At 41.9% G+C, this 17,949-nt stretch carries 15 protein-coding genes; 10 read left to right on the top strand and 5 right to left on the bottom strand.

The genetic code is table 11. The annotated features are described in order from the left end of the window. Window positions 1-789 precede the first annotated feature (789 nt). The 3 genes from VK664_RS00485 (at window position 790) to VK664_RS00475 (ending at window position 4,433) form a co-directional block, all read left to right on the top strand. On the top strand, window positions 790-2,637 hold the full coding sequence (locus VK664_RS00485; protein ID WP_461396625.1) for an amidophosphoribosyltransferase: 1,848 nt from the start codon (window positions 790-792) through the stop codon (window positions 2,635-2,637). A gap of 185 nt (window positions 2,638-2,822) precedes the next feature. Then, on the top strand, window positions 2,823-3,458 hold the full coding sequence (locus VK664_RS00480) for a response regulator (protein WP_461396624.1): 636 nt from the start codon (window positions 2,823-2,825) through the stop codon (window positions 3,456-3,458). 486 nt (window positions 3,459-3,944) lie between these two features. Beyond that, complete coding sequence (locus VK664_RS00475; RefSeq protein ID WP_461396623.1) at window positions 3,945-4,433, top strand: SixA phosphatase family protein; 489 nt, start codon at window positions 3,945-3,947, stop codon at window positions 4,431-4,433. A 218-nt stretch (window positions 4,434-4,651) separates the two neighbouring features. On the opposite strand, the gene VK664_RS00470 is transcribed toward VK664_RS00475, so the two are convergent. Then, the gene (locus tag VK664_RS00470) at window positions 4,652-5,782 is read right to left on the bottom strand and encodes a glycosyltransferase (protein ID WP_461396622.1); all 1,131 of its coding nucleotides are present in this window, start codon (window positions 5,780-5,782) and stop codon (window positions 4,652-4,654) included. A 209-nt stretch (window positions 5,783-5,991) separates the two neighbouring features. Here VK664_RS00470 and VK664_RS00465 point away from each other — a divergent pair, with 209 nt between their 5' ends. Further along, the gene (locus VK664_RS00465; protein WP_461396621.1) at window positions 5,992-6,240 is read left to right on the top strand and encodes a hypothetical protein; all 249 of its coding nucleotides are present in this window, start codon (window positions 5,992-5,994) and stop codon (window positions 6,238-6,240) included. 453 nt (window positions 6,241-6,693) lie between these two features. Here the strand turns inward: VK664_RS00465 and VK664_RS00460 are convergent, their stop codons facing one another. Beyond that, window positions 6,694-7,950, bottom strand: coding sequence for a pyridoxal phosphate-dependent aminotransferase (locus tag VK664_RS00460; RefSeq protein WP_461396620.1), 1,257 nt, complete (start codon window positions 7,948-7,950; stop codon window positions 6,694-6,696). Between the two features lie 170 nt (window positions 7,951-8,120). Between VK664_RS00460 and VK664_RS00455 the strand changes: the two genes are divergently transcribed. The 3 genes from VK664_RS00455 to VK664_RS00445 all read left to right on the top strand — a co-directional run bounded on the left by VK664_RS00455 (window position 8,121) and on the right by VK664_RS00445 (window position 12,551). Further along, complete coding sequence (locus VK664_RS00455; protein ID WP_461396619.1) at window positions 8,121-8,771, top strand: YceI family protein; 651 nt, start codon at window positions 8,121-8,123, stop codon at window positions 8,769-8,771. A 242-nt stretch (window positions 8,772-9,013) separates the two neighbouring features. Then, complete coding sequence (locus tag VK664_RS00450; RefSeq protein WP_461396618.1) at window positions 9,014-10,447, top strand: thioredoxin-like domain-containing protein; 1,434 nt, start codon at window positions 9,014-9,016, stop codon at window positions 10,445-10,447. Between the two features lie 172 nt (window positions 10,448-10,619). Further along, complete coding sequence (locus tag VK664_RS00445; protein WP_461396617.1) at window positions 10,620-12,551, top strand: peptidylprolyl isomerase; 1,932 nt, start codon at window positions 10,620-10,622, stop codon at window positions 12,549-12,551. Between the two features lie 3 nt (window positions 12,552-12,554). Here the strand turns inward: VK664_RS00445 and metF are convergent, their stop codons facing one another. Then, window positions 12,555-13,508 (bottom strand): methylenetetrahydrofolate reductase [NAD(P)H], encoded by a 954-nt coding sequence (metF, locus tag VK664_RS00440; protein ID WP_461396616.1) that lies wholly within the window; start codon window positions 13,506-13,508, stop codon window positions 12,555-12,557. Window positions 13,509-13,658: 150 nt separating this feature from the next. Between metF and lptB the strand changes: the two genes are divergently transcribed. From lptB to fabG, 3 genes are all read left to right on the top strand, one after another. After that, on the top strand, window positions 13,659-14,453 hold the full coding sequence (gene lptB / locus VK664_RS00435; protein WP_461396615.1) for an LPS export ABC transporter ATP-binding protein: 795 nt from the start codon (window positions 13,659-13,661) through the stop codon (window positions 14,451-14,453). Between the two features lie 49 nt (window positions 14,454-14,502). Beyond that, entirely contained in the window at window positions 14,503-16,011 is a 1,509-nt protein-coding gene (locus tag VK664_RS00430) for a GH3 auxin-responsive promoter family protein (protein WP_461396614.1), read from the top strand. 77 nt (window positions 16,012-16,088) lie between these two features. Beyond that, complete coding sequence (gene fabG / locus VK664_RS00425; RefSeq protein WP_461396613.1) at window positions 16,089-16,844, top strand: 3-oxoacyl-[acyl-carrier-protein] reductase; 756 nt, start codon at window positions 16,089-16,091, stop codon at window positions 16,842-16,844. 40 nt (window positions 16,845-16,884) lie between these two features. Here fabG and VK664_RS00420 read toward each other — a convergent pair whose 3' ends face one another. Further along, on the bottom strand, window positions 16,885-17,493 hold the full coding sequence (locus tag VK664_RS00420) for a DNA-3-methyladenine glycosylase family protein (protein WP_461396612.1): 609 nt from the start codon (window positions 17,491-17,493) through the stop codon (window positions 16,885-16,887). Between the two features lie 257 nt (window positions 17,494-17,750). After that, window positions 17,751-17,949: hypothetical protein (locus VK664_RS00415; RefSeq protein ID WP_461396611.1), on the bottom strand; the 199-nt coding region annotated here is incomplete at its 5' end.

Raw genomic sequence — 17,949 nt, 5'->3', positions numbered from 1 at the left:
CCCGCAAACGTTGAATCATTACTGCGCTGAATCATTGCGAGGCTGTAGCAAGCAATCGATGCAATACCCATCGTTATTTATTGCTTGCGAATTAGATGAAAAGAATGCAAATGCAATGATGCACAACCGAAATTTCGGTAGCTAAGATTGTTTAAGATGTTGCGAATGGATTTTGGCAAGCGTTTTTCCGATAAACGGATAGCTGGTAATTGTAATACAGAGAATGGTAACACAGCAATGTCATTTCAATTTCTGCAATGCCGATAATGTCAAAGCAGGCTATTGCAATAAGTGAATGTTGAATTTTGTTGTACAAGTCGCATATCCCTTAAGTGAACGAGATTAGAACGTGCAGGATGGGCCTGAGGTTGGTTTGATTGCCACCTTCGATTCCTGCTCGGAGTTACCGAAGCCGATCAGGGCCCAACAGCAACCAGCGCTACATGAATACCTAAAAAAGCCGATCAGGGAACAAAAGCCGATCGGAGACAACAGCAGAGACCCGGCATGAACAATGGTATTAACCAGGAATCACAGTGGCAAATCAAACCAACCGAAAGGCCCATCCGGCGAAGGGAAGAACCGAGTGAACGCCATGAACGCGCAAAGGGAGCAATGTTAAAATAAGAAGCAATATTAAAACCAGGCAATTGCGCAGTTAATCGCGAAAAGCGACGGCAAGGGAGAAGATTTGTTAATTGTCGCCGCAATTCCCCCGAAAAAGCGATCAATAAAAATATTCGATTAACTTTGCGCTTTCTTTAAAGATTTCTACAATAAGGTTCTCAAATGAGTGATGAATTAAAACATGAATGCGGATTGGCATTCATTCGTTTACGTAAGCCATTCTCCTACTATCAGCAACAATACGGGACAGTGATGTGGGGATTGAACAAGCTCTATCTACTCATGGAAAAACAGCATAACCGCGGCCAGGATGGCGCCGGAGTTGCTGCCGTAAAGTTAAATGTAGAACCAGGTTACCCTTTTCTTCAACGCATAAGAAGTAGTGCAAATCAGCCGATAGTTGACATCTTTACCCAGATAAATCATGAAGTGCTGGAGCTTGAAAAATACCAGCCTGATATCACGAAACATGCTGGCCTGATGAAAGGTCATATCGCCTTCCTGGGTGAACTGCTACTGGGACATCTCCGTTATGGAACCCAGGGCAAAAACAAAGTAGAATTCTGCCATCCTTTTATAAAAAGACATACCATTCCCGCCCGCAACCTTGCACTTGCAGGAAATTTTAACCTGGTTAATACTGATGAACTTTTCGGTCTCATCAATGTAGACCCGGGGGAGTTTCAAAAACAAAGTGACCTGGCGGCTATGATGGAAGTAATTCATCACTTCCTGGTAACCACTGATGAAGAAACACCGGGCAACCTTGATGTGCTCCAGGTACTGCAAAAATCAGTACCCTTGTTTGACGGCGGTTTTACTGTCGGTGGTCTGCTTGGCAATGGTGATTCTTTCGTTTTTCGCGATGGTCACGGTATACGACCGGCTTATTATTATATTTCTGATGATGTTGTTGTTGCAGCATCTGAACGTGCGGCCATCAGGACTGTGTTTAATGTAGGCGAAAATGAAGTGAAAGAATTGATGCCGGGCATGGCGATTATTGTAAAGTCTGACGGCTCCGTTTCTATGGACCAGGTGATCGAGCCTAAGGAACGCCGGGCCTGCAGTTTTGAAAGAATCTATTTTTCCAGGGGTAGCGACGAAAAGATTTACCGTGAAAGATCTGAGCTTGGAAACCTGCTCACCGAACAGGTTCTTTCAGCCATTAACCAGGATGTAAAAAATACCATCTTTTCATTTATCCCGAATACTGCCGAAATAGCATTTTATGGATTGTGGAAAGGCATGGATGATTACCTGAAGAAAGTGAAAATTCAAAAGATACTTTCCTGGGGGAATAATATCGATCCCGAAAAACTGGAAGAGATGATCAACCGGAAGATCCGCATTGAGAAAATTGCCATCAAGGATGTAAAGATGCGCACTTTTATTACTGAAGATGTGAGCCGTAACGAAATGGTGCAACACGTATACGATATAACCTACGGCACTGTAAATAAAAATGAAGATACTATTGTTGTTATCGATGATTCAATCGTCCGGGGAACAACGCTGAAACAAAGCATCATTCGTATGCTTTCTCGACTTGAACCGAAAAAGATTATCGTAGTATCATCGGCTCCTCAAATCAGGTATCCTGATTGTTATGGTATTGATATGAGCAAGCTCGGTGATTTTATCGCATTCAAGGCTGCCATCGAACTCTGGAAAGATCAAGGTAAAGAAGACTGCCTGCATGAGCTTTATGACAAATGCAAAGAGTTGGGCAGGATGGGACAATTACATACTGAAAATATTGTAAGGCAGGTTTATAAACCTTTCACACCCGAAGACATCTCCAATAAAATAGCTGAGCTTATCACACCCAAAGAGCTTGATATTCCTGTACAGGTAATCTACCAGACAATCGAATCTTTACATGCTGCTTGTCCTACAAATACAGGCGACTGGTATTTCACAGGTAACTATCCAACTCCGGGTGGTAACAAGGTGGTGAATAAAGCGTTCATGAATTTTATGGAAGGCAAAAATATCCGTGGATATTAATTCCAATTTAACCTTACTCGTTGAAATAAAGCGTTTTAATACAGATCTATTTCACTAAATTTAGTTTCGCAGGCTTTCCACGTTCCCTTCTAAGGGTTATCATTTAGGTTGAAACTTTAATTCGTTTGACCGGTATATTTGATGTGGGACTGACATTCACAACTATTTTTTTGAAACACGATGCTATGGCTAAAATATCCGTTCTTATTGTCGATGATCACACTTTAATCCGCGAAACATGGTCCTTCCTTTTAGGTCGAAATGAAAATTTTGATGTAATATCAGAAGTTGGAGATGGACAAACTGCTATTGAAATTGCGAGAGACAAAAGGCCCAACATTGTTTTGCTGGATATAAACATGAGCCCGCTCAATGGGTTCGATGTTCTTAAGATGATACGCAAACTTTCACCAGGCTCTAAAGTGATTGGTGTATCAATGCACTCACAACCGGCATATGCAAAGAAAATGCTTCGTCTTGGTGCCAGGGGTTATGTCACTAAAAATTCACCACGCCAGGAAATGCTGGATGCGATTTCAGAAGTGAATAAGGGCAATATTTACATCTGCCAGGAAGTAAAAAATATTTTGTCTGACCAGATGCTGGGTGATGAAGATACAACCGCAGGTCTCAATCAACTTTCTGAACGTGAAATGGAAGTAATAAACCAGATCAGGGATGGATTGTCCTCCAAGGAGATTGCTGACAAACTCGGTATTTCTATAAAAACAGTAGAGGTTCACAGGCACAATATTCTTAAGAAGTTGAAAGTAAAGAACACAGCTTCTCTCATCAACTACATCAACGCGAGTGGCTTATAAGAAATGATTCTAAATTGCGTTTGACCATGCCTGATATATTCTCATTTATGGTGATGAATTTCAAAGCTTGATTAGTATCAAGAAAACCTAACGATAGGTAGTTTGGCAGGTATTTTGTTTCCTTAGGATAGCCGACCGTTTAGCTTCCTATGAGAAACCAATTTTATAAGACAGGCCTGTCTAATTTCTGAATCCTTTGATTGAAACTTATTAAATTTAGGGGGAATTTACTTCCCCTTATTTATTTTATATAATGTCCGGATACAAAGTGTGATGTTTGGAGATCGATCTCACACTATCTACATTGTAGACGGTACGGGCTATGTATTTTCAGGTATTAACTACAGGTATTAACTACAGGTATTAACTACAGGTATTTAAAAACAAGTATTTAACTTCAGATATTTAACTTCAGTTATTTAAATGGAGTGGCGTTCATGGTTAGGAAGATCGCCGGATAAAAACGGAGAAGAAAAAAATAAAAGGATGAAACAATTACTGATTGTAAGGCATGCCAAAAGCAGTTGGGAAGATTTTTCAGTTCCTGATTTTGAGCGTCCACTAAACGATCGGGGAAAAAAGGATGCTCCAATAATGGCCCAAAGGATTTTGGACCGCAACATTGTTCCTGATGAGGTGATTACTTCCCCGGCGAAAAGAGCCAGGAAGACGGCTGAATTATTTGCTAAAACACTTGGGCTTCCAAAAGAAAACATCGTCGAAGCAAAGGAATTATATGAAGCTTCACCGGAAGCGTTTTATGATGTTGTAAGTAAGGCTTCTGTATCCGCATCTACTCTTATCTTGTTTTCGCATAATCCCGGGATAACGGCCTTTATAAACAAACTCACTTCAGTTTCAATTGATGATATGCCAACCTGCGCAGTTTTTGCTTTGAGTTGCGACATAAATGATTGGTCTGAATTCAGGGCAGCGAAAAAGGAGTATCTCTTTTTTGATTATCCGAAAATGTGAGTCTACCCGAAAATTTGAGTTTACCGGGAACATTAGTCTTCCCAGAACATGAATGTACCCAGAACACGAATGTACCCAGAACATGAATGTACCCAGAACATGAACGTACCCAGAACATGAGCCTACCCCGAACTGATTCTACTGGAACATGATTCTTCCAGGAACATGAATCTACCAAAAACATGATCTTCCTGGAACTGATTATCCAAAATCCATACTTAAACTGTTTCCATCTCTTCTTGCAATTGATTTATGACTTCTTTATAAAGTTCCATGGACCGGGGAACAGGCAGGGTGATTGTATTTATCAATTCGAGTGACTCACTGATATTTAATTTATCCTGTGTTGCGACTACAGCGAATTTCCTATCACTGAGATAACGGCCCAGGTATTCCTGTTCGGCCTGGCCGGGTGTCGGTATTAATACTGCCTTCTTCCTGAGTTTGAAAAGGTCCATAACCGAAGTATAACCGCAGCGGCAAATAACAACCCGCGCTTCGCAGATGAGTTGGTTCAGAACCCGGCTGTCAGCGAAATTTATGATACTGATATTTGAGCCCGAAACAGGTATGTTTTTTTCATCGGGCACTCCCCTGACAAATATTGCTTTGCCAGGAATGGCCGAAAGCTGCTTGAGTAACATAGATTCCAGGATGCTGCGTTGAGGCTCGGGACCGGATAGAATGATGAGAACATAATCGTGTTCGACGTCCGTATTACAACGTTCGAAACGCGATAGTGGTCCGATATAGCGCACCGGGAATACCGGTTTATTGACAGGATGCGAAAGAATTCCTGCCAGGTTGTAACTGCCCTCAAAATAACTGCCCTCAAAATCAGGTATCCAACACTCTGTAAATCTCCTGATCATTTTATGAGTTGAATATGCTGAAATCCGATCCGCTAAACCGCCGGCTCCGGTGAGGATTTTCAGCTGATGGGTGATGAAAACAGATCTAATAGATGAGGAATAAACGCCATATCTGTTATCTGAAATGATGATATTTGGGGCGAACTGACGCAAAATGCGTTTGAATTGAAGATTTTCGCGCTTGATTGAGATCAAAATATTTGGTAACTGGAAAATCAACTTTAAAATCGTTTTCCACCTGGAGGAGCTATAAGAAAGGCCATATCCTGACAGATGTACAAAAGCAACTCCCGGAAATTCGGGTTGTAAAACCAATTTCTGGTTTGAGTTACAGGCAATTACAACATCGAAATTATTTTGTTGTAATTCCCTGATGAGAGGAATGCACCGGGTAGTATGTCCAAGCCCCCAATCCAATGGCGCAATTATCGCTAGGTGTTTTTTTGTAATTGCCGGATATTCTTGATTTTTAACCAAACTGGTATAATAATTTATAATTAAATTAGTTTAATTTAGAACAACCATCATCTATGAAAAAAGGTAAACTAAATCTGATTATAATTTTCCTTTTCATAAGCATTCTCGGAGCAAGTTGTAGTGCAAGTCGTGGCACTGGCGGAACTTCCAAGAAATGTGGTTGTGGGTTAAATAAAGGCTTTGTTGGTTACTGAAAATCCTAATAAGAAATGAAAACACCAAACCGAGATTTGCTTGTCCTAGTGAAGGACGAATTCTTAAACAATGATGACATGGAGTTTGAACTGGAAAAGCTAAATCAACTGCTTCTCAGTTTCGAAACCATGGATAAATTTTGTGTTGCCCACGAGATTTTTGACATGAATAAGTTCAAGATTATTCATGATTCAACTGTCATACAGCGCATCATTAAGCAAAAGGATCTGAAACCTTTTGAGTTTATCTGTAACAAGAACTGATTTTGTAACAAGAACTGATTTTGTAACAAGAAATGATTTTGTAACAAGAAATGATTCTGTAACAAGAACTGATTCCTCTCATTTAGTCGTAATTTCTCAGCTCCTGGTAACATACTGAGACATGAAAACCGTGTCCAAACCTGTGTGGGTTGGAAATTTTCCCCAAACCCGGGGTTGCACCCCGGGGCGATGCGAAGTCAACACCTATCGAGGTTGTAACATATGAATGCAAGTCGTTGACCCCGCAATACTTGCTAATCAATCCACACCTCAATTCACGAGTCAACTCTAATCACACCTCAACTCAAGAGTCAATTCTAATCATAACTCAACTCTCAAGAGTCAACTCTAATGATAACTCAACTCAAACTCTACTCACGACTCAACTCATAACTCACATCACTCAAAACTTAACTCACCACTCACCACTCACCACTCACCACTTTCTTCTCACTACTTTAATTTTGCAACCGCAGATTTAAGTTGTTCAATCATACAACCAATTTCCTCCAGTTTACAAGTGCCTACGCTTAACCGGTACCAGGGTGAATTATCAGGAGCACCAAAAGCATAAAAAGGTACCACAGCAATTTTAGCTTCATCCAGGATATAAGCAGTGACATCTGATTGTTTGGCCAACAACTTCTGATTGACGGTTTTTTTGCCGCTTAGATCAAGCTTGATCGTCAGGTAAATAGCTGCCTGGGGAGCAATCGAATCAACAGCATAACCATCAGCCTTAATTAGTTGAATCCCGTTATGAATTGCCCTCAGTCTTTCCTCAATTGCGTTCCTGAACCCCGCCAGGTATTCATCAATTTCGGCCGACATGGGGAGAAATTTTGCAACGGCTTTTTGTTCTGCCATTGGCGCCCAGGCTCCAAGATGTGAATTGATAGCCTTCATTTTGGCTATTACGTTCGCAGGTCCCATCGACCATCCAACCCTGACTCCTGTTGCTGCAAAAACCTTACTGATTGCATCGACAAAAATGGTATACTTCTTCATTTCCGGTCTCAAAGAAACCGGGTTATAATGCTGTATATCACCATAAGTCAAATGCCAGTACATCTGGTCATACAGTACATATAGTTTCTTCGCGGCGGGATCCCTTTTTGCATTTTCTTCGAGTACCAGGTCGCAGATATCTTCAAGGTCCTTTTTTGTAAATGTGGTACCGGTGGGATTCTGGGGACTACACAATGAAATGAGAGAAGCACCTGAAATGTGGGGCGCCAGGTCTTCCGCGGTCGGCATAAAGTTATTAGCCGCCGTAGCTTCTACCACCACATGTTGCGCTTCCAGGAAATGTGTATAATGATTATTGTTCCAGGATGGCACAGCGTAAATCACCTTGTCATTCTTATCGACAACAGCTCTGAAAATGGCATAAATCAATGGCCGGCCGCCTGCAGCAACAAGAATTTCATCAATCGAATAATCCAGTTTCTCCCTTTCTTTCAGAAAAGCTGATAGTTGCTGGCGCAGATCCAGGTTCCCTTCTGAAGCCGGGTAATTGGTAAAATGATTGCGATAGGCATCAACAATGGCATCTTCGAGTGGCTTTGGGATCGGGAAAATCGAGGGATCAAAATCTCCTACGGTAAAATTATAGATGTTTTCGCCCTGGCGGATCTTATCACGGATCTCGCCGCCCAGTTTTACAATTTCAGAGCCAATCAGTGTTTCGGAAAGATAACTCAGTTTCATGGTGCAAAAGTAGCCGGATTGAGTTTGACTTTACCTTTACTTTAGCAAAACTTTTACAAGACCCTGATATTACAATATTTGACATACCAGTTATTCGTATATCTTTACTACTTAATGTTACAACGCTAAAACTACAACGCTAAAACTACAACGCTAAAACCAAAACTGCAATGAAAAAATTTTTGCTGATCTCTTTCGTAGTCGCTTCTACAGGAATCTTCGTAAGCGCATTTACTTCAGTTGACAGAAAATCAACTGATCCAAAACCCAAAAGTGCAAATAGTGAAAAGAAAGTAAACACCGCCTGGAAACTTGACAAAAACCATTCTACTCTCCGCTTTACAGTTACTCATATGGTAGTGTCTGAAGCAGAAGGTACATTCAGGAAATGGGATGGTACTGTTGAACATACCAAGGAAGATTTTTCTGACGCCAAAATCACTTTCACCGCCGATGTGAATTCGATAAATACAGACAACGAGAATCGTGATAAACACCTTAAGTCTGATGATTTCTTTAATGCTGAAAAATACCCTGAAATCAAATTTGTGAGCACTTCATTTGTGCCTGCAGGTGATAAAAAGTATAAGTTGAATGGTAACCTCACCATCCGTGATGTAACCAAACCAGTTGTCTTTGATGTTACCTATGGTGGAATACTGAAGGGAACTCGTGGTAATAAAGCAGGTTTCAAGGCGACCACCTCGATCAACCGTTTTGATTACAATCTGAAATGGGATCGTGCAACAGAAGCAGGTGGCCTGGTTGTTTCAAAAGAAGTTGAAATTACAGTGAAGCTCGAGTTTGATGAAGTAAAATAAATAGTTAAGAGTTATAAATAGGGTGGTTGTTCAGAAACCTGGTAAAAACCGGGATATCGGACAACCACCTTTTATTTATATCCAGGTTCCCTTCATTTTTATCCGGGGGGGTAAAAAAAGTGTTTTAATTCTGGTCCCCCCTTGCGGTTAAATTCTGGCGTACCGAGGTTAAATTCACTACAATATCCATCGATGCTTGCCGTTTAATTACCTGTCCCTCATCAATGTTTATCTTTGTCGACATGAAAAAATTTGTTCTGTTGTTTTTTCTCGCAGCCTGCATAGCAAACCTGTCTGCACAAACTGGCTATAACATTGACATAACCCTGCGTCCCTTCAGCAATCAAAAAATTTACCTCGGTTATTATTATGGTAAGATGAAGGCGTTGACAGACTCCGCAGTGCTGGATAATAGCAGCAAAGGCGTATTCCAGGGCGAAAAAGCACTACCAGGCGGCATTTATTTCATTGTTTCTCCCAATAAAGAAATTCTATTTGAACTACTGATAGACAAACAACAATCTTTTGGAATTGATGCTGACACAACAGCGCTTCCTTCAAATGTGAAATTCCTGCGATCACCGGACAACTCAGGCTTTCAACAATATACTTTATTCGCCAGCCGGACCGGAAGGGAAAGCAGCAGGCTAACCGCGGGATACAAACAATCCGGTAACCCAAACGATTCGATCACTGCGACAGCTGAGATCCGGCGACTTGGAAAAAAGATGGATGAATACCGCGATAGTGCAATAAAAAAACAGCCGGCTTCGTTGATGACCGCTTTGTTTAAAGCTCTGAAAGATCCACAAGTGCCAGCGGCCAGGGAACACCCGGGAGGAAAATATGATTCAACTTATGCCTATACCTATTATAAAAATCATTTCTGGGATGGAATTTCTTTCAGGGACGACCGGCTGGTACGCACCCCATTTTTTGAGTCAAAAGTCGAGAAATATTTCCGTGACCTCGTTGTTCCAAACCCGGATTCAATAATAAGGGAAGTTGATCATTTATTGTTGGCCTCCAGGGGTACCAGTGAGATGTATCAATTTTTGATGGTTCATTTTGTTCAGAAATATGTTAATCCTGAATACATGGGCCAGGATGCTGTATTTGTACACCTGTTTGAGAAATATATCAATACGGGCCAGGCCGCATTTTTCACTGCTACCTACAAAGAGTTTCTTACAAAACGCGCATATAGCCTCATGGCTAACCTGATCGGACAGCCGGCTTCTGACATGCAGATGGTTGATTCACTCGGTAAGCCAATGAACCTTTATACTGTGAAAAGTCCCTATACCGTGGTTTTTTTCTGGGATCCTACCTGCGGGCATTGCAAGGAGGTGGTACCGCATCTCGACTCGATGTACCAGGCGAAATGGAAAATTCAGGGTGTAAAAATTTATGGTGTGATGGTAGATGGAGGAAAGGAGAACTGGACAAAATATATCAAAGAAAACAAGCTTACCGACTGGGTACATGTTTATCAGACCAAAGCGCAACAGGATGCAGAATCTGCAGCGGGCAAACCAGGATTCAGGCAACTGTACGATGTATATCAAACACCGGTCCTCTACCTGCTTGATGCAGATAAGAGAATCATTGCAAAAAAATTAAGCTATCAGCAAATAGACGAAGTAATTTCACTTAAACAAAAAAACGTAAAGTAGTTATGAGTTATGAGTTATGAGTGAGTTGTGAATTCAAGAGTTAAATGAAATGCATATAATAAAACTCATATCCAAAAACTCATAACCGAAAACTCATAACCGAAAACTCATAACTGAAAAACTCATAACTCACTCATAACTCATCACTCATAACTAATAACACATTACTCCCGTGACGATCCTAAAAAAGACTCTTGTTTTTACCTTTGCAATTACAATCACTGCTGAACTGACCGCTCAAACGCTTTTCACCTACGGTGCTACCGCGGTAAGTAAAGAAGAGTTCCTCAAAGCCTACAATAAAAATAACGCTGGTCAGCCGGGTACACCCCAATCGTACCGCGACTATCTTGATCTCTATACAAAATTTAAGATAAAAGTTAAGGCAGCAAAGGATCTGAGGCTTGATACCTTGTCAAGTCAAAAAGCAGAGCTCCAGGGTTTCAAATCACAGGTGGCGGAAAGCTATATGAATGATGACGCAACCACCAACCGGCTGGTAATGGAAGCTTTTGAAAGAGGACAGAAAGAGATTCATCTTGCACATATTATTATTCCTTTATCAACCGATGCTAACACAGAAGAGCTGGCAGCTGCGAACACAAAAATTATGTCAGCCTATGACAGGCTTGCCAAAGGAGAATCTTTTGAATCAGTGGCCGTCGCTGCATCTTCCGACCCATCCGTTCAAACTAACAAAGGTGATATAGGATTTATTACAGCCTTATCACTTAGTTATGAGCTCGAGAACCTTGCTTACAGCACTGCTCCCGGTCAATATTCAAAACCATATAAAAGCAAAAGCGGGTATCATATTTTCAAAAACCTTGGCGAACGCAAAGCTTCAGGTAGAATTCGTGCGGCCCAGATCTTATTGGCATTTACACCAGATGCTACAGAAGTACAAAAACAGCAAAAGAAAAAACTAGCAGATTCATTATACAAGGTTATCCAGGCAGGGGGCGATTTTAAAACCCTTGCTGCTCAGTTCAGTAATGATAACCTGAGTTACCAGTCAGGCGGAGAAATGATGGAATTTGGTATCGGAAAATATGAACCGGTATTTGAAAACGCCGCATTTGCATTGGCAAAAGATGGGGACGTATCAAACCCGGTATTGTCATCTTTCGGTTATCATATTATCAGGCGCCTTGAATATAAACCAGCCCAGGATACACTTTCCGAGGGCAGGGATAAGGACGCGCTGAAACAGCTGGTTTTTCAAAGCGACCGAATGGAAGCTGCGAAAAAGGCTCAGCTTGTAAAGATCAGGGAGCAGATAGGTTTTAAGAAAGGAGTTTATAACGAAGCAGCTTTCTGGCGGGTAACAGACACGCTGATGCTGGGCCGGCCGTTACCCCAGATTACCGGGCTGAATTCAAACACGGTACTGTTTACTTTCAGGGACAAAAAGGTTGCTCTCAAAGACTGGCAGGATCATCTTGCACAGGTCCGGAATACCAGGAACAGCATAAGTCGTAAAGCAATGTTCCAGGAGTTTAGTGATCTGAAAGTACTTGATTATTACCGCGAACATCTTGAGGAATACAATAAGGACTTTGCTTTTCAACTAAGTGAATTCAAAGAAGGCAACCTGCTTTTTGAAGTGATGCAGCGAAAGATCTGGGATAAAGCCGCAGCAGATAGTATTGGTCTCAGGAAATATTTTGACAAATACAAGGCGAAATATAAATGGGAGGCAAGTGCCGATGCGATCATCTTTACATTCAGCAATCCTGAACTTGCCATGCAAATGCGTTCCCGCATAGATAGTAACTGGAAAGCCTGGAACACATTGTCAGAAACAAGTGATGGTAACATGCAGGCCGATTCAGCTCGTTTTGAATTATCACAGATCCCCGTGCCCGATCGTACCAATTTCCAGCCCGGTTTGTTGACTGCAAATACAAAAAATGAAAACGATAACTCGGTAAGCTATAGTTATATCATCAGGATGTACCCGGCAAATGAACAACGTACTTTTGCTGCTGCCAGGGGTTTTGTGATCAATGACTACCAGGCCTTCCTTGAAGAAAACTGGATAAAAGAACTGGAGAAAAAATACCCGGTTAAAATAAATGAAGCAGTGCTCAAAACGTTGTAAAGTTTAAATCAATTCCTTTACAACATTGCAGATAAGTTTTGACTTGCCGAGGATATAATAGTGCAGCACAGGTACGCCTTCTTTTTTCAGTTCCCTTGATTGTTGCAAGAGCCATTCGCCACCAACGAGTTCAATATCTGCATCGTTTTTACATTTCATAACCTCGGTGATGAGGTCATTTGGAAGATCAACATGGAAGGTTCGGGGCAATACTGATAATTGTTTTTTGCTGGTCAAAGGTTTCAGGCCCGGGATAATCGGAACTTCAATCCCAAGTTCGCGGCAGCGTTTTACAAAATCAAAATATTTTTTGTTATCAAAAAACATTTGGGTAATGATATATTCCGCGCCGGCATCCACTTTTTCTTTCAGATAAGCGAGGTCAGTGTCCATATTTGGTGCTTCAAAATGTTTTTCAGGGTAACCTGCAACACCAATAGAGAAACTGGTTCTGAATCCATCCCGGATATCATCTTCCAGGTAGATCCCGTTGTTGAGATTATTCACCTGGCGAAGTAATTCAAAAGCATTCCTGTTGCCATCAGGTTCCGGTTCAAAAACAGTTTCATTTTTTGCTGCATCCCCCCGAAGAACCAACACGTTATCGACGCCAATAAAATTCAGATCGATCAAAGCATCTTCTGTTTCTCTTTTTGTAAATCCGCCACAGATCAGGTGAGGTACAGCATCCACCTTATAGTGATTCATGATAGCTGCGCAGATACCTACAGTTCCGGGGCGTTTGCGAACCTCTACTTTATCAAAACTGCCATCTGCTTTCTTTTTGAAAACGTGTTCGCTGCGATGGTAGGTTACGTTGATGAATGAAGGTTTGAAAGCCATTAACGGATCGAGTTGATCGTAGATCGAGTTGATGGTTTTTCCTTTCAAAGGGGGTAAAATCTCAAATGATACAAGGGTGCCTTTGGCCTCACGGATATGATCAACAACTTTCATAAATATTGATTAGCCTGCAAACATAATGGCTAATGCCCATATGCACAAAAGATTGGATATTGAATAACGGACATTTAGATATTTAACAATAAAAAACCGTGCTGAGGCTCAGCGCATTTGCTTATTTTTGTCACTAAACAGGCAGTAATTTTGATCAGTGAAATTCGTGCAACGAACCTTATAAAGCGGTATGGCAGCCGGACGGTTGTAAACCAGGTTTCAGTTAGTGTTAAACAGGGTGAGATCGTGGGCTTACTCGGTCCGAACGGCGCTGGAAAAACAACCACTTTCTATATGGTTGTTGGGTTGATCAAACCGGACCAGGGCCAGGTATTCCTGGATAACAGGGAGATTACTAAACTCCCCATGTACAAACGCGCGCAACTGGGCATTGGATACCTGCCCCAGGAAGCTTCTGTATTCCGTAAACTCAGTGTTGAGGACAATCTCAAGGCCATACTTGAAATGACTAAATTAACAAGAGGCGAGCAGAAAAATAAACTGGAAGCCCTGCTTGACGAATTTCGTTTGCATCATGTCCGTAAAAATAATGGGGACTCGCTTAGCGGTGGTGAACGCAGGCGAACAGAGATTGCCCGTGCGCTGGTTGTAGATCCAAAATTCATTCTGTTAGATGAACCCTTTGCCGGCGTGGATCCTATTGCAGTAGAAGACATCCAGGCTGTAGTAGCCCGTCTTAAATATAAAAATATCGGAATACTTATAACGGATCACAATGTGAATGAAACATTATCGATCTGTGACAGAGCTTATTTATTGATTGAAGGAAAAATATTCAAACACGGCACTGCAGAAGAACTTGCTGCTGATGAACAGGTCAGGCGGTTATATCTCGGCCGTAATTTTGAACTGAAACGTAAAGACTATCTTCACGAAGAGGCCGGACGTGGACAGGCGTTTGAATCAGCCAGGGATAAGGAGTAGGCTGGCCATTAGAAAGATTGCGTCATTTCCTGAATCATAAAACAACAGCTTGAAACTTTTATCCCCGGCCATATCACAGCTCGCGAGAATGCGGCTCTGGCGCATCGAAGCCTGGAAAAACAATCCTGTAGATGCCCAGCGGGAGGTATTGCAGGACCTGGTTACTTCTGCCCAATACACTGAATTTGGCAGAAAATATAATTTCTCCGAATTATTCAACATAAGGAAATTCAAACAAACGGTTCCCATTCACGCTTACGAAGACATGAAGCCTTATATACAGCGCATCATGGATGGAGAAGAAAATATTCTCTGGAATACACCTATCAACTGGTTCGCCAAAAGCAGCGGTACTACCAGTGATAAAAGCAAATTCATTCCAATCTCGGAAGAAAGTCTGCAGGACGGGCATTTCAAAGCCGCCAAGGATGTGCTGACTATGTATTACAACTTCAACCCGGATTCTGACCTGCTTACCGGTAAAGGACTGGTAATCGGGGGCAGTCATACAATAAGCCAGGTGAATGAAGAAGTTCATTATGGAGATCTTAGTGCCGTCCTTTTACAAAATTCACCAATCTGGGCAGGATGGATAAAAACGCCTGAACTCAGCATCGCCCTGATGGATGAGTGGGAAGGAAAAATCGAATTGCTTGCACAAAATACAATCCGCGAAAATGTTACTTCGATTTCGGGTGTTCCTACCTGGACGCTGGTATTGTTTCGCCGGATACTCGAAATAACCGGTAAGGCAACAATAGCAGAAGTCTGGCCAAGCCTCGAACTATATATGCACGGCGGCGTTTCGTTTACCCCCTACCGTGACCAGTTCCGAAAACTGATCGGCAAAGACATTAATTATCTCGAAAGCTATAACGCCAGCGAAGGGTTTTTCGCAGCACAGGATAATCCTGCTGAAGATGGTATGCTACTTTTCACGGATCATGGTATTTTTATGGAGTTTATGCCCATAGAAGAATACGGAAAGGAACAACCGGAAACAATTGGTCTGAACGATGTCAAAATTGGCAGGAACTATGCTCTGATCATTAGTACTAATGGCGGACTATGGCGATACCTTTTAGGCGATACTATCCAGTTTACATCTTTGCGGCCCTTCAAGGTAAAAGTTAGTGGCAGGCTTAAACATTATATCAACGCTTTCGGTGAAGAAGTGATAGTTGACAATACTGATCATGCCATAGCGGTAGCCTGTAAGAAAACCGGTGCGATTGTGAATGATTATACTGCCGCACCCGTATATTTCAGCGAAGGCACAAATGGCGCACATGAATGGTTGATCGAGTTTGAAAAAGAACCAGCAGATGTTGAAGAGTTCAGAGCAGAACTGGATGCAGCGCTAAAAAGCGTTAACAGTGACTATGAAGCGAAACGGTATAAAGATATTGCGCTGGGTATGCTTGTGTTGCGGCCCCTGAGGAAGGGCGTGTTTAATGAATGGTTGAAGAGCAAAGGGAAACTCGGCGGACAGCACAAAGTGCCCCGGCTGAGTAACGAACGAATCTGGCTCGAGGAAATTTTCAGCCTTAACCATTGATTGCAAAGACAAATTTTTATTCCATTATCTTTTTATAAGAAACAGGCAACATAACCTGATCCGGTAAAATCAAAATCATGAAATTATTAGAAAACAAAGTAGTAGTAGTAACAGGCGCAGCCAGGGGAATTGGCGAAGCCATTGCATTGAAACTCGCAGAACATGGTGCACATATTGCCTTCAGTTATGTAAGCGATAGCAGCGCTGAAAAAGCAACGGCGCTTGAGCAAAAAATGAAGGCACTTGGAGTAAATGCGAAAGCATATAAAAGCAATGCTTCTGAATTTACTGCAGCTGAATCTTTTATTGCAGATGTAACAAAGGAGTTTGGTACCATCGATGTCTGCGTTAATAATGCCGGAGTGTCACGTGACAATCTCCTGCTCAGGATGACTCCGGAACAATGGGACGAAGTGATGAATGTAAATCTCAAAAGTGTTTACAACATAACAAAGCAGGTGATAAGACCGATGATGAAAGCAAAAAAAGGTTCCATCATCAATATGAGTTCTATCATCGGTATGCGTGGAAACGCCGGTCAAAGCAGTTATGCTGCAAGTAAGGCGGGTATTATCGGATTTACTAAATCCATTGCCCTGGAACTTGGAAGCCGTAACATACGCTGTAATGCTATTGCTCCCGGTTTTATCGAAACTGATATGACCAATTACCTGAAGGACGGAGATGCCTCAAAAAAGTTTCTTGAAAAAATTCCGCTCGGGCGTTTTGGGAAAGCAGAAGAGATTGCCGATGCAACCCTGTTTCTTGCATCTGACATGAGTACTTATATCACCGGCCAGGTGCTCAGTGCCTGTGGCGGATTGAATATCTGATGCAGGTCCCAGTTGCCAATACCTGGACTTCCGGTAAAGATCAAACTTTCGGCGGAGGCACAAGTGCCTTCCATAAGTGCATGCAGGCATAGGTGCGGTAAGGACTCCATTTTTTTGCCTTTTTGATCATAGCTTCTTTGAATTTCTTTTTATCTGAATTATCAAGCTTATAAAATCTGATCATGGCATTCTGGATACCAAGGTCATCAACCGCAAATACATCTTCGCGACCAAGTGCAAACATTAGCAGCATTTCAACCGTCCATCTACCGACCCCTTTAATTTCGGTAAGATATTCAATGACTTCTTCATCCGACATGGGTGATAATTTTTCATTATCCATTCCATACTCAGCTGCAAACTTCGCAACATTATGTATATAATTACATTTGGCATTTGACAGGCCGATTTCGCGCAATGTAGTAAGAGGGGTGTCCTGGATTTCCAGCGGTGTTGGTTCTTTGCTTTTATACAATGCAAGAAACCGCTGGTTAATAACCGCCGCTACCTTGATGGATAGTTGCTGGCTCATAATCGAACTGCAGAGGTAAAGGCAGATATTTGTTCTGCGTTTTAAATGTAGTGCTCCGTGTTCTGCGATAAGACGGGTCATTACTTTTTCTTTGGCGAAATGGTTTATGTACTTCATTGATGATGACAATTCCTTGATGATGGTAACTCATTGATTACAATTCCCATGATGTTGATTTTTCAAGATTGCAGAGTACTGACAAATATATCTACTCGCTTCTGGTAAACAGCATTATTATGCAACAGTTTTTGGTCGCTTCTTCGCTGCGTTGGGAGCGGGATTGTGCCTTTTTGCGGCTGTGTCCCGTGGTTAATACCTTTGCTCATGCCGTTCTTTGCTGTTGTCTCCGATCGGCTTTTTTGCCCTGATCAGCTTCAGTAACTGCGGTTATGGTACGAAGTGCTGGTTTGCTTTCTTTGGTTACCAGCATTATTATGCAACAGTTTTTGGTCGCTTCTTCGCACCGTTGGGAGCGGGATTGTGCCTTTTTGCGGCTGTGTCCCGTGGTTAATACCTTTGCTCATGCTGGGAGTGGTTCTTGTCTCCGATCGGCTTTTTTTGCCCTGATCAGCT

This window comes from Flavitalea sp. (assembly GCF_035489435.1).
Taxonomy (GTDB): Bacteria; Bacteroidota; Bacteroidia; order Chitinophagales; family Chitinophagaceae; genus DATHKG01.
Note: the sequence above shows the minus strand (reverse complement) of the source record. Positions and strands in the feature narration are given on the sequence as shown.

Excerpts from the sequence above, each read along its gene's own strand:
- VK664_RS00485 (WP_461396625.1), top strand. The coding sequence starts at position 790 with ATGAGTGATGAATTAAAACATGAATGCGGATTGGCATTCATTCGTTTA.
- VK664_RS00480 (WP_461396624.1), top strand. The coding sequence starts at position 2,823 with ATGGCTAAAATATCCGTTCTTATTGTCGATGATCACACTTTAATCCGC.
- VK664_RS00475 (WP_461396623.1), top strand. The coding sequence starts at position 3,945 with ATGAAACAATTACTGATTGTAAGGCATGCCAAAAGCAGTTGGGAAGAT.
- VK664_RS00465 (WP_461396621.1), top strand. The coding sequence starts at position 5,992 with ATGAAAACACCAAACCGAGATTTGCTTGTCCTAGTGAAGGACGAATTC.
- VK664_RS00460 (WP_461396620.1), bottom strand. The coding sequence starts at position 7,950 with ATGAAACTGAGTTATCTTTCCGAAACACTGATTGGCTCTGAAATTGTA.
- VK664_RS00455 (WP_461396619.1), top strand. The coding sequence starts at position 8,121 with ATGAAAAAATTTTTGCTGATCTCTTTCGTAGTCGCTTCTACAGGAATC.
- VK664_RS00450 (WP_461396618.1), top strand. The coding sequence starts at position 9,014 with ATGAAAAAATTTGTTCTGTTGTTTTTTCTCGCAGCCTGCATAGCAAAC.
- metF (WP_461396616.1), bottom strand. The coding sequence starts at position 13,508 with ATGAAAGTTGTTGATCATATCCGTGAGGCCAAAGGCACCCTTGTATCA.
- fabG (WP_461396613.1), top strand. The coding sequence starts at position 16,089 with ATGAAATTATTAGAAAACAAAGTAGTAGTAGTAACAGGCGCAGCCAGG.
- VK664_RS00420 (WP_461396612.1), bottom strand. The coding sequence starts at position 17,493 with ATGAAGTACATAAACCATTTCGCCAAAGAAAAAGTAATGACCCGTCTT.